We start from the raw sequence: 12,367 nt of genomic DNA, 5'->3' as shown, positions 1-12,367 counted from the left end.
GGTCTCCTGTTATTTTTTGTGTACAGCGTTTTGAGCGGAATTTTGTGCCGCAAACAAGGCATCGAGCTTTTGCTCGAAGCTGTGATAGTTGATGCGTTCATACAGCTCGGCACGGGTCTGCATCGACTCGAGCACGTTCTGCTGCGTGCCGTCGCGGCGGATCGCGCCGTAGACGTTTTCGGCGGCCTTGTTCATGGCGCGGAAAGCGGACAGCGGATACAGCACCAGGCCGACATCGGCGCCGCGCAGTTCATCGACGGTGAACAGCGGCGTCGAACCGAATTCGGTGATATTAGCCAGCACCGGCACTTTGACGGCGGCCGCGAACTGTTTATACATATCGAGGCTGATCATCGCCTCCGGGAAGATCATGTCGGCGCCCGCCTCCACGCAGGCGACGGCGCGTTCGATGGCCGCATCCAGTCCCTCGACGGCCAGCGCGTCGGTGCGCGCCATGATGACGAAGTTCTCGTCGGTGCGCGCGTCGACTGCGGCGCTGATGCGGTCGACCATCTCCTGCTTCGAGACGATCTCCTTGCCCGGACGGTGGCCGCAGCGCTTGGCGCCGACCTGGTCTTCGATATGCATGGCGGCGGCGCCGAACTTGATCATCGATTTGACGGTACGCCCCACATTGAACGCGGAGGCGCCGAACCCCGTGTCCACGTCGACCAGCAGCGGCAGATCGCAAACGTCGGTGATGCGGCGCACGTCGGTCAGCACGTCGTCGAGATTCGAGATGCCAAGGTCCGGCAGTCCGAGCGAACCCGCCGCCACGCCGCCGCCCGACAAATAAATCGCCTTGAAGCCGGCGCGTTTGGCCAGCAAGGCGTGGTTGGCGTTGATCGCGCCGACCACTTGCAACGGGGATTCTTCCTGAACAGCTTTGCGGAAGGCGGCGCCTGCGGAATATTGACTCATGTTCTGACCTTTCAGTATTGCATTGAAGTTGCAATGTTATTGCAAGGGGCGTGCCACCCGCTCACGCTATAGAAATCAACCACTTAGCTTTTACAAACGTTTCACTGGCGTTTCATTTTGAAACATCGAAACGTACCATGCAACGAGTACGCTACAATTGAACCATGCGCCATTCCATGCCCCTGCCGTTCGATCCCGACGATAAACCGGTCATTTGGACCGTTTCCGTGTCGCGCCTCTACGACCTGTTCCGCGACATCACGCTCGAATATGACAATCTCGCCACGATAGAACCGATTAACCTCGGTTTCGACGAGGCGGCGCGCCACATCCGCGAGCGCATGGCCACCGAGCGTTGCGACGCCGTCATCGCCGCCGGTTCAAACGCGGCGTATCTGAAAGGTCGCCTGTCGGTGCCGGTGGTGATCGCAAAATTCAGCGGCTTCGACGTGATGCAGGCGCTGGCCCGCGCGCGACGGGTATCGGACAGAATCGGGGTCATCACGTATCAGGAGCGTTTGCCGGAACTGGCGGAATTCGCCGGCACCTTCGGCTTCGATGTCGCGCAGCGCACCTACGCCACCGAGGAAGACGCGCGGGCGCAGATCAACGACCTGAAAGCGGCAGGCATCAAGGCCATCGTCGGCGCGGGCCTTATCACCGACCTGGCCGAGGAAGCGGGACTGACCGGGGTGTTCGTCTACTCGGCCGCCTCGATCCGCCACGCCTTCGACGATGCGCTGGAAATGGCGCGCCTGACGCAACTGGAATCGAACCGCGCTCGCACGCGCGGCGCGGTGGTGACCGATACTCTGCGCGCCAGGCATGGGCTCAACCATCTGCGCGGCGAATCGGCTGCGATGGAGACGCTGCGGCAGTCCGTCGTGCTGTACGCGAAATCTCCGGCCACGGTACTGATACAAGGGGAAACCGGCACCGGCAAGGAGCTGGTGGCGCAAGCGATCCACCGCGAAAGCCCGCGCAGCCTGGGACAAAACCGGCCGTTCGTCGCCGTCAACTGCGGCGCGATCGCCGAATCGCTGCTGGAATCCGAACTTTTCGGCCACGAGGAAGGCGCGTTCACCGGCGCCCGGCGCGGAGGCCATGCCGGCTTGTTTGAAGCAGCCAATCGCGGCACGCTCTTCCTCGATGAAATCGGCGAGATGCCGCTGGCGCTGCAAACCCGCCTGCTGCGGGTTCTGGAGGAACGGGAAGTGGTGCGCGTGGGCGGCACGCGGCCGATTCCGGTCAACGTACGCATCGTCAGCGCCACCCACTGCGACTTGGAACAGCGCGTGCGCGAAGGCCGCTTCCGCGCCGACCTGTTTTATCGGCTGGCGGTGCTGCGGCTTTCGCTGCCGCCGTTGCGCGCCCGCCCGGACGATGTCATGACGCTGGCCGAGTGGTCGCTGAAAAACGCGCTGGCGTCGCTGGGCGCCCGCCCGCACCCGAACCTGCATGCGGAGATGAACGCCTGCGCAGCGCTGCTGCGCCGCTACAACTGGCCGGGGAACGTGCGCGAGCTGCGCAACCTGACGGAGCGTCTGGCGCTGTATCTTGCGGCCGAGCCGTTGCAGGCATTGACGCCAGCCTTTGTTCTTAGCGTAGCGCCGGAATTGGGCGTCGAGACGGTCGCTGCGGCGACGATGACAGATCGAGCCGGGTCCACGTCCCCAGCCGGCACACAGCATATCGAAACGGCAACCGAAGCACTGGCCCGGTTTGGCGGACGCCGCGATGCAGCCGCCGCCTACCTGGGAATCAGCCGCACCACCCTGTGGCGGCGGCTGAAGGAAGAGACTGATTCCAGAGGACAATGACAGAAGTCATAAACAATTCGAATATCAAATATCGGAATTTAAAATTATATTTATATCTGGAGAGCGGCTAGACTGTAGTTATTGCAAAAACGCCGTACAAAGGAGTTTATATGATCACCTACATCGCCACCCCACAGACCATGACCTCGCCGGCAGCTAAAGGCCGCGACTGGAAAGCGCTGATCCGCCGCGCATTTGAATTGGCAGGCGCCCCGTACGCCAACAGCCCGTACCAGCCACTGTAAGCAATCGCCGGGTAGAGGCGGCGCGCTCACATGCGCAATGCCCGCACCGGCACCATGCGCATCGCGATCCAGGTATGGCGCGCGATCGCGATCAGCGCAATCGCCCACGTCAGCGAAAGCGCCAGCACCAACGTCCAGTACCCGATCGGCGCGTGTTCGGCATAGCCGGCGAGATAGCGGTTGATCGCCACCGCCGCGATGGGCAGCGCCAGCACGGCCGCCGCCAGCAGCAGTGCCCCGACCTCCCGCAGCACCAGCATGCCGATGTCGGTTCGGCGCGCGCCGTGCAGCCTTCGCAGCACAATCTCGCGCGCCCGCCGCTGCACGGTGTTCGCCGACAAGACGTAGGTCCCGAATGCCGCGATCACCAACGCGATGCCCGTGGCCACCGCCAGCAACCGCGCGAGGCGTGCATCCTCTTCATAATTGACGGCCAGGATGTCGGCCGCGCGATAGGTGCGCGCAATCGCATCGGGAAAATAGCTCGGCCAGAGCTCACGCGCAGCGCGTTCGATATCGGCCGGCTTACCGGACGCGCGCAAACTCAGCACCGTTCCGGTGGTTCCGAGGTCATACGCGACAGCGTTCGGCTTGTCCCGCAGTGAACGGAAACGCAGCTCCGGCGCAATGCCGACAATTCGCTTCGTCGTCACGACGTTGTCGAAACCGGTGAATATCACCGACTGCCCCACCGCCTCCTCCGCGCTGGCGAAGCCAAGTTCGCGCGCTGCGACGGCGTTCAGCACCACCGGCACGCTGTCGTTCTCGGCGTCGATGCCTTCCTTGAACAGCCGCCCCGCCCTTGGCGCGATGTCGTGCACCTCGAAGAAATTCGCGCTGACCGATTTCATCTCCATCGTCGCCGCCTGTCCGCCGGGTCGCTTGAGCGCCCGCGTCCATATGTAGTCGAGCCGCCCCACCGGGTCTTCGGAGATCACCACTGCGGCCACGCCGGGCTGCGCTTTCAACGCCGAGTAAAAGCGCCGTGCCTTCTCGCTTTCCTTGACGCGCTCCGGCATATCCACGATCACCATCGGCGCGGGATCGAAACCGGGAGACGCGTGCATCGCGAAGTCGGTTTGCCACGCCACGGCGATGGTGACGCTGGCGAAGCCCATGGCGACCGCGACCTGCAACACGGTCAGCGCGCGGCGCCATTGCATGCTGCCGACCGACTCCGTATCCGGCCGCCCCTCGAGCGCCTGGCGCGGTGGCACCCGCAGCGCGATCCAGACCGGATACGCGGCGGTGGCCAATCCCAACAGCGCCCCGATGCCGAATGCGGCGGCGACGTTTTGTAGCGAGAACAAGCCTTCCAGCTGGCGGTTGACCAGGTGGGAAAATGCCGGCAACGCCAGCCACGCCAACAGCAAGGCAAGTACGGTCGCCACCATCGTCACCAGCAGCGATTCGAGTACGAACTGCAGCGCGATGCGCCGCGCGCCGGCGCCCAACACCTTGCGCATCGCGACCTCGCGCTGCCGGCGCAGTACGCGCACCATCGCCAGGTTGACATAGTTGATCCCGGCCAGCAGCAGGATCAGTACCGCGATCGCTGCCAGGCCGGCGGTGACAACGGGGCTGGCCCGGTCGCCGGGCAGCGCGATAAAGCTGTTCTTTATCGTGTGGTCGAAGTAAGCGTCGCGCAGCGGCGACATCGACAATTCAATCGCCTTGCGCTTGCCGAGCCGCTCGCGCACCTCCGGCGGCCATTGATTCACGCTGGGCGTGACGTCCACCACTTGCTGCAAGCGGCTGACGATTTCGGGGACCGAGGCGCCCGGCTTCACACGCAGCAGCATCTTGGTCATCCAGCCGCCTTCGCCGGTCAGCATTTCGTGCCGAATGGCTTTTTCCACCACGCCCGCATGAACGCCGAACAGGACCTCGAACGGAATCGTCGTGTTGGCCGGAGGCGCCGGCACGACGGCGCCGACCTGCATGGTCGCGCCTTCGGACAGCATGGTCCGCCCCAACGCGTTGCGCGTGCCGAACATGCGCAGCGCCGCCGTTTCGGTGACGACAAACAGGTCGGGCCGCTCCAGCGCCTGCGCCAGATCGCCCTGCACCGCCCGCAGGCCGAGCATCGACGGGAAACCGGGCAGCACGATCAGGCCTCGCACCGTCATCAGGTTGCGATCGACGCGCACGGTCAGCGGCGTGATCTCCGGGCGTGCCGGAATATAGCTGGTGGCGTCGACGACGCCGGGGATCTTGAGCGCGGTCTCGCGCAGGAACATCGGCGCCAGATCGAACAGCGGCGACGATTGTTCGACATTGAAGTGGTGTTTAACGACGTAGATTTGATCCGCGTCGGGCAGGTGCGTGTCGTACTCCATCGAATAGCGTACGTAACCAAGCAGCAGCAGGCAGGCGGCCAAGCCCATGCCGAGACCCAGCACGGAGGCCAGGCTGTATGCAGGCTCCTGGATCAGGGTGCGCCAACCGATGCGCAAGTCGCGTAGCTTCATTGGGTAAGTCCGTGGATGGAAGATAAAGGAGCATTGCAACTACCATGCCACGGCTTTTTACACCCTGTTTTACCCCGCCGCGCACGGAATCGGCGATATTTGTTCGGAAGTGGACGTTGGCGCTGTTCACTTCCGAACACTTTACTTCGACTTCACCGGGAAGGCCGGACGCGGAGGACGCACCGGCGGATTCTTCGCCAGTTCCGCCTTGATGACCTCAATCGCCTTTTCCAGCTGCGGATCGCGTCCGGCGATGACGTCCGCCGGCGTTTGATCGACCTCGATGTCCGGCGCCACGCCCTCGTTTTCCACGCCCCAGCCGCCCTCGCGCGTCCAGAAGGCCAGGTTCGGCGCGGTGATCGTGCCGCCATCGAGCAGCACCGGGAAGCCAAGCACGCCCACCAATCCGCCCCAGGTTCGCTTGCCGATCAAAGGCCCCATTTGGTTTTTGCGGAACATCCACGGCAGCAGGTCCCCGCCCGAGCCGGCCGTCTCGTCGATCAGCATCGCGCGCGGTCCCTGGATCGAGGCCGATGGCGTTTTCATGTCCGCGCCGTAGCGCATGGTCCACCAGGCGATTTCCTTCTTCTGCAAAATCTCCAGATAGTAGTCGGCCACGCTGCCACCGCCATTGAAGCGTTCATCGATGATGACGGCATCCTTGTCGGCCTGCGGGAAGAAGTAGCGCTTGAAATAGGTATGCCCCAAACCTGCGGTGTTCGGCACGTACACATAGGCTACCTTGCCGCCGGTGGCCGCGTTGACCTTGCGGATATTCCCCTCGATCCAGTCGCGGTTGCGCAGCGCGTCCTCGGTCGGCACCGGCACCACGGTGATGGTGCGCGACTTGCTGCCGTCCGCGTTCGGGCCGACCGTGATGTCGATCGCCTTGTTGGCGGTGTTTTCGAAGGCGCTATACAGATTGGTCGGCGCCACCAGTTGGCGGCCATCGACCGCCAGCAAATACTCGCCGGCCTTGACGTTCAGCCCCGGCTCCGTCAGCGGCGCGCGCAGCGCCGGATTCCAGTTCAAGCCGCCATACACTTTCTTGAAGCGGTAGCGGCCGTCGCTGATTTCGTAGTCCGCCCCCAGCAGGCCGCCCGGCACCGCTTTGCTGTCGGTGAAGAAGTCGCCGCCGCCGCCGCGGTGATGGCCGACACCCAGCTCGCTGCACAGCCACTGGATCAGGCGATTCAGATCGGCGCGCGATGACAGCTCCGGCAGGAACTGCGCATACTTCTCGCGCATCTTGTTCCAGTTCGCGCCGTGCATGCCAGGGTCGTAGAAGAAGTCGCGATTAATCCGCCACGCCTCATTGAAAATCTGCGTCCACTCGGCGCGCGGTTCGGCGCGCACTTCGATCGCCTCGACCTTGATCTTGCCTTCGCCCGGCGTCAATGTCTTGGCGCTGGCGCTACCCATGGCCCACGCTTCCTTGAGGCGGTAGACGATCTTCTTGCCATCGGAAGACACCTCGAATTCATCGGCCTCCGCCAGCAGCGTTTCGGCCTTGCGGTCCTTCAGGTCGAAGCGCTGGATCGCTTTCTTGCCGTCGTTCTCGCGCAGGAAGAATATCTGCCCGTCCTGCCCCGCTTCCAGGTCCGACAGCGACGCCGCCGGTATCGGCAAATCGACGATGCGCGTTTCGATGCCCTCGAAATCGATAGTCATCGGCGCGACCGGCGCCACCGTGACCTTCGGATCGTCGCGCCCCGTCTTCGGATCGATCTTCGGCGTCTCCGGCTTGGCCGGTTCCTTCTTCTCCGACACCGGTGGCGTGGCCGGGGCTGTTTTTTCCTCGTCGCTCTCCTTGATCAGCGGCGACGGCAGGTCGCGCCGCAGCACCGCCATCCAGACGGTGCGCGTGACGCGGTTGTCCTCGTTCTGCTGGGAGAACCAGTTATTGCTAGGTCCCGCGTTGGTGGAGGCGAAGAAGTACAGATACTTGCCGCTCTTGTCGAACACCGGATTGACCACATCCGACAGGCCGTCCGTCACCGGCCAGGATTTTTTCTGCTCCAGCGAATAGATATAGGCGCTGCGCGTGTAGGTCATCGAATTGAGCGCGTAGGCGATCCAGCGCGAATCCGGCGCCCATGCCGCGCGCAAGGTCTTGTTCACGCCATACAGCGGTTCGGACGCGATCTTGCTGATCGTGCCTGAGGCGACATCCATCACGTACAAGGTCCAGGAGTTGTCGGTGTAGGCGATTTTTTTACTGTCCGGCGACCAGACGGGATTGTCGTAGAAGCCGGAACCGGTCAGCTTGAACTTGCGCGGTTCGCCCTTGCCGTCCTGCGCGCGGATATGCAGCGCATACTCTCCCGATTCATCCGAGAAGTAGGCGACCGAGCGGCCATCCGGCGACCATGCGGGCGAGCGCTCGTTGGCGGCCGTGGTCTGCGTCAGGTTGCGCACATCGCCTTTGTCGGCGGGGATGGTGACGATCTCGCCACGGAATTCATACGCCACCCGCGCACCCGACGGCGACACCGAGAAATTGCGGATGTACTTGGCGCCACTGACCCAGCGCGGACGCGACATACCGAGGTCGCTACTGACGCCGATGGTCAGCTTGCGCGCCTGGCCGCTGCCCAGGTCCAGCGCGTGCAGATAGCCGGCCTGCTCGTAGACGATGCCGTTGCCCGACGCGGAAGCGTTCAGCACCGGGAAGTCGGTATGCTTCGTCAGCGCGCGCACGGCCTTGGACTTCACATCGTAGGCATACAGATTGAATTCGCCGTCGCGGTCGGAGCGGAAGTAGACGGTGTCGCCGATCCATATCGGATCGACGTCGTTCGAATGCGTGGCCGGTTGCGGTATCTTGACCACCGATTTGTCGCCCCGGTTGAACAGCCACAGAATCGAGTTGGTGCCGCCCCGGTAGTGCTTCCACTGCAGGAAGGCTGGCGAGAACGGGTTGTAGACGATGCTCTTGCCATCGGGCGACCAGGCGGCGCGCGCGGCGTTCGGCACTTCCAGCTGCGTCTCCACGCCGCCGGTCACCGGCACGGTGAACAGTTTGCGATAGCGGTTGTTGAACGCCGCGCGCGGCGAAGTAAACATCACCGACTTTCCGTCGGGCGCAAAGCCCTGCACCACGTCGGCGCCAGGATGATACGTCAACCGCTTCGGCACCCCGCCCTCGATCGGCAGCAGATAGACGTCGGTGTTGCCGTCGACTTGCGCGCTGTAGGCGATCAGTTTGCCGTCCGGCGAGAATTGCGGATTCGATTTCTCGCCCGGGTCGGACGTCAGGCGACGCGGTGCGCCACCGTCCGGATTCGCCAGCCACACATCGCCCGCATAGATGAAGGCCAGGTGGGTGGCCGATAACGCCGGCTCGGTCAGCATGCGGGTATCGCTGGTGCTGGGCAGTGCCTGCGCGGATTGGGCCATGGTGATGGCCGCACCGGCGACGGCGACGGATACGAGGCGCTTCAAGTGCATCAAGGTCTCCTTATTTCAACGCGGGGATCACCTGCGGTTGATATGGTTTGATCGGATTGTCCTTCAACTTTTTGTCCAGCAGTTCCAACGCCACTTCCAGCTGCCGGTCCTGTCCCATGAAGGTCGCATGCGGCAGGTTGTCCACTTCCACATCCGGCGTCACGCCCACGCCTTCGATCAGCCAATGGCCGTCGACGGTGTTGAACTGGCCGTTCTCGGCGACGCGCGCCATGCCGTTGTCGCTCAGGCGGTTGTTATCGCTCAGCCAGACGCCGGCGCCGGCGGTGCGCTTGCCGACCAGCGGCGCCAGCCCCAGGGCCTTGACGCCGGCCGCAAAGGTTTCGCCGTCCGAATAGGTCAGTTCATCGACCAGCACCACCAGATGCCCGCGGAAGGTGTTCTGCATGTTCGGCGCCGGCTGCGCGCCCGGGGACGACCAGAAGGCCCAAGCCTTGCGCAGCAGTTTTTCGATGATCCAGCTATCGATATTGCCGCCGTTGTTGCGGCGCACGTCGATGATCAACCCTTCGCGGTTGACGTTGGCGTAGAAGTCGCGCGCGAACGAGGCGATGTCGCGCGGTCCCATGGCACGCAGGTGCAGGTAACCGATGCGTCCCTTCGACGCCGTCTCCACCTGGCGCGCGCGGCTCTGCTCCCAGTCGCTGTAGCGCAGGCCGGCCTGCTTGAACATATTCACCGGCATCACGATGACGGGGCCGGCGCCGCCGGCCTTGCGCTTGATCTGCAGCAGCACCTGCCGGTCGGCCTGGTTCAGCAGCAGGTCGGCGATGTCGCGCGACTCGAGCACCGGCTTGCCGTTGACGGCGGTGATGATGTCGCCCTCCTTCACGTTGACGTCAGCCTGCGCCAGCGGTCCGCGCTCGGACGGCAGCTCCGGCTCGCTGCGGTAGATGTGATCGACGCGGTAGCCTTCGGCGGTGCGCGTGAGCAGCGCGCCCAGCCCTGCCGGCACGCCCTCCGGTGCGGAGCGGCGAATGTCGCCGGGCGCGATCTGCGAGTGCAGCGCGCCGACCTCGCTGATCATCATGCCCAGGATGTCGTTGAGCTCCGCGCGGTCGGTCACGCGTTCGACCAGCGGCGTGTATTTATCGCGCACGGCGGTCCAGTCCACGCCGCGCATCTTGGCGTCGTACAGGAAGTCGCGGTGCATGCGCCAGGCGTCGTTGAACATCTGCTTCCACTCCAGGCGCGGATTGGAGGTGAAGCTCCAGTCGTCGATCTTGACCCTGGACTTGGAGATGTCGCCCGGCGCCTTGGCGGCCGCGTCGACGATGATCATGTCGCCCGGCCCGCCGCTGAAGGTGCGGTAATAAATGTGCTTCTTGTCGGCGGCCAGGTCGAATTCGCGCACGCCGGCGGCGAAGGTTTCCGGCTGCGGTCCGTTGGCGGCGATCGCCAGCGTTTTCAGATTCGCCTTGCCATCGCCGGACTCCACATCCAGGAAGTACAGTCGCTTGTCGTCCATGTTCAGGCCACGGTAGTTACCGGGCGCCAGCGGCACTTCATACAGGCGGTCCTGCAGGCCGGCGAAGACGATCTCCGGCAGCGACTTGTCCGATTTCTTGACCGGCGGCGCAGTTTTGGTGACGGCTTTTTCGACCGCTTTAGCGACTGCTTTCTCAGCCGCCTTCTCCGCCGCCTGCTCTACCGCCTTGTCGGCCGTGCCCTCGGCGACCTTCTCGCCCGGCTTGCCCAGTTCATCGTCCGGCTTGAACGGGAAGCGGTTGCCCGGCTGGAGCGCCAGCGCATAGACGCCGGTGCGCTTGTCGAACACCGGTCCCATATTGCGGTCGCCCCACGGCGAACCGTTCGCCAGCTGGAAGTTGCGGGCAGAGAGGAAGTACAGCCATTTTCCGTCCGGCGAAAACACCGGCGCGCGCGAGGTGTAACGGTCGCTGGTAACGAAGGCCAGCTGCTTCGACGCCAGGTTGTACAAGCCGATTTGCTCGCGCTGCTCGGTGGTTGCGGAGCGCACCAGCGCCAGGTTCTTGCTGTCGCCCGACCACAGGATTTCGTCGTGCTTGTCGACGCCGGCCTTGCCCGCGTCGTCGATGACGATATTCGATTTGGTGGCCAGGTCCAGCAGCCAGAAACGGCCCTTCTTGTCCGTGTGCCCCAGCCAGCGGCCATCGGGCGATGGATACAGCTGCCAGCGGTGGCTGATGCCGTCGCGGGTCAGTTGCTGGCCGGGGCCGGAACCGTCGGCGGCGAACTTCCAGATTTCGTTTTCGCCGGTGGTGTCGACGATCGCGTAGACCCACTTGTCGTCCGGGCTGAAGACCGCCTCGCGCGCCCGCGCGCCTTCCGGCACCGCGATCTCGACGCGGCGCTGGGCGCCGGTGCCGGCCAGGCTGACGCGCCCGCGCGCCGTCAACACCAGCCGCTCGGACTTGGCGGACAGCTGCACATTCGTCAACTGATCCAGCGGCGAGCGAATTTGACGCGCGCGTTGCTGGTCGAAGTCCGAGACCAGGCCGATCGAAAGCTGGCGGTCGGCCGACGCGGCCAGGTCGAACACGCGCAGGTCGGCGCCCAGTTGGTAGACGACGCGGCCGTCGCCCATCGCCGCGTTGCGCACATCCCAGTCGGTATGTTTGGTGAGCTGGCGCGGATCGCTGCCATCGGGCGCCATCGACCACAGGTTGTCGGAGCCGGCACGGTCGCTGATGAAGTAAATCCGGCCCTGCCACCACATCGGACGCTTGTTGTTGCCGGCATCGTCGGCCAGCAGCGGCCTGGCTTCCGCCCCGGCGCCCGCGTTCAAGTCGTAGCGCCACAACTGCGCGTGGGCGCCGCCGCGATAATTCTTGACGTTGTCGTTGGTCAGGGCCAGGCCGTAGCGCGTGAAGTACAGGGTCTTGCCGGCGTCGTCGAGCACCGCGTCGTTGGCGTCGGCGACGGCGAACACGCGGCGCTGCAACGTCGATGGCTGCACGGCGGCGACGATGCGGTGCGCCGAGGGCCCCTTGGAATCCTGGGTGCTGACCAGCACCTCGCCCTGCGCCGTCCAGCCTAGCACCGTCACCGCGCCGTTCTCGAACGTCAGCCGCTTCGGCAGGCCGCCAGCGACCGGCATGACATACGCTTCCTGTGCGCCCTCGTAGGAAGCGGAGAACGCGATCCATTTGCCGTCGTACGAGATGGCGGCGTTGGTTTCGGCGGCGGGATGCGTGGTCAGGCGCTGCGCCTGCCCGCCCTGGGCGCCGGTGCGCCACAAGTCGCCTTCGGCGGTGAAGACGACGGCGTCGCCACGGATGGCGGGGAAACGGTAGTAGGATTCGGCGGCGGAAGCCGCCTGGCCGGCCAACAGGCCGGCGGACATCAGGATCAAGGCAACGGGGCGGAGGCGGAAACGAAGGCGGAGCGGTGACATGGACAGGCTTTGCAAGTTGTCGATAGGAACGACGATTCTGTCATACCTTGACCGCTTGACGCAAAG

Annotated in this window: 6 protein-coding genes; 2 read left to right on the top strand and 4 right to left on the bottom strand. The window is 64.3% G+C overall.

What is annotated here, in order from left to right; all coding sequences use genetic code 11:
- Positions 1 to 9: 9 nt before the first annotated feature.
- Positions 10 to 921 carry a methylisocitrate lyase gene (gene prpB / locus AC0IYS_RS09145; RefSeq protein ID WP_471704863.1) on the bottom strand — a complete coding sequence of 304 codons (912 nt, stop codon included), beginning with the start codon at positions 919 to 921 and terminating at the stop codon, positions 10 to 12.
- A 164-nt stretch (positions 922 to 1,085) separates the two neighbouring features.
- Here prpB and prpR point away from each other — a divergent pair, with 164 nt between their 5' ends.
- Together prpR and AC0IYS_RS09135 are read left to right on the top strand one after the other, a co-directional pair.
- Positions 1,086 to 2,741 carry a propionate catabolism operon regulatory protein PrpR gene (gene prpR, locus AC0IYS_RS09140; protein ID WP_471704862.1) on the top strand — a complete coding sequence of 552 codons (1,656 nt, stop codon included), beginning with the start codon at positions 1,086 to 1,088 and terminating at the stop codon, positions 2,739 to 2,741.
- A 110-nt stretch (positions 2,742 to 2,851) separates the two neighbouring features.
- A complete protein-coding gene (locus AC0IYS_RS09135; protein WP_471704861.1) occupies positions 2,852 to 2,986 on the top strand; it encodes a hypothetical protein in 135 nt (44 codons plus the stop codon).
- A gap of 26 nt (positions 2,987 to 3,012) precedes the next feature.
- Here AC0IYS_RS09135 and AC0IYS_RS09130 read toward each other — a convergent pair whose 3' ends face one another.
- From AC0IYS_RS09130 to AC0IYS_RS09120, 3 genes are all read right to left on the bottom strand, one after another.
- Positions 3,013 to 5,457, bottom strand: a complete 2,445-nt coding sequence (locus AC0IYS_RS09130) for an FtsX-like permease family protein (protein ID WP_471704860.1) — start codon at positions 5,455 to 5,457, stop codon at positions 3,013 to 3,015.
- 141 nt (positions 5,458 to 5,598) lie between these two features.
- Positions 5,599 to 8,907, bottom strand: coding sequence for a S41 family peptidase (locus AC0IYS_RS09125; protein WP_471704859.1), 3,309 nt, complete (start codon positions 8,905 to 8,907; stop codon positions 5,599 to 5,601).
- Between the two features lie 10 nt (positions 8,908 to 8,917).
- Positions 8,918 to 12,250 carry a S41 family peptidase gene (locus AC0IYS_RS09120; RefSeq protein WP_471704858.1) on the bottom strand — a complete coding sequence of 1,111 codons (3,333 nt, stop codon included), beginning with the start codon at positions 12,248 to 12,250 and terminating at the stop codon, positions 8,918 to 8,920.
- Positions 12,251 to 12,367: the final 117 nt, after the last annotated feature.

This window comes from Duganella sp. AC237 (genome assembly GCF_979254035.1).
The sequence above is the reverse complement of the archived record's forward strand: the minus strand, read 5'-3'. Positions and strand labels throughout refer to the sequence as shown.

What these genes read in the sequence shown, in the direction of transcription:
- prpB (WP_471704863.1), bottom strand. Translation starts at nt 921, where the DNA reads ATGAGTCAATATTCCGCAGGCGCCGCCTTCCGCAAAGCTGTTCAGGAA.
- prpR (WP_471704862.1), top strand. Translation starts at nt 1,086, where the DNA reads ATGCGCCATTCCATGCCCCTGCCGTTCGATCCCGACGATAAACCGGTC.
- AC0IYS_RS09135 (WP_471704861.1), top strand. Translation starts at nt 2,852, where the DNA reads ATGATCACCTACATCGCCACCCCACAGACCATGACCTCGCCGGCAGCT.
- AC0IYS_RS09130 (WP_471704860.1), bottom strand. Translation starts at nt 5,457, where the DNA reads ATGAAGCTACGCGACTTGCGCATCGGTTGGCGCACCCTGATCCAGGAG.
- AC0IYS_RS09125 (WP_471704859.1), bottom strand. Translation starts at nt 8,907, where the DNA reads ATGCACTTGAAGCGCCTCGTATCCGTCGCCGTCGCCGGTGCGGCCATC.
- AC0IYS_RS09120 (WP_471704858.1), bottom strand. Translation starts at nt 12,250, where the DNA reads ATGTCCGCCGGCCTGTTGGCCGGCCAGGCGGCTTCCGCCGCCGAATCC.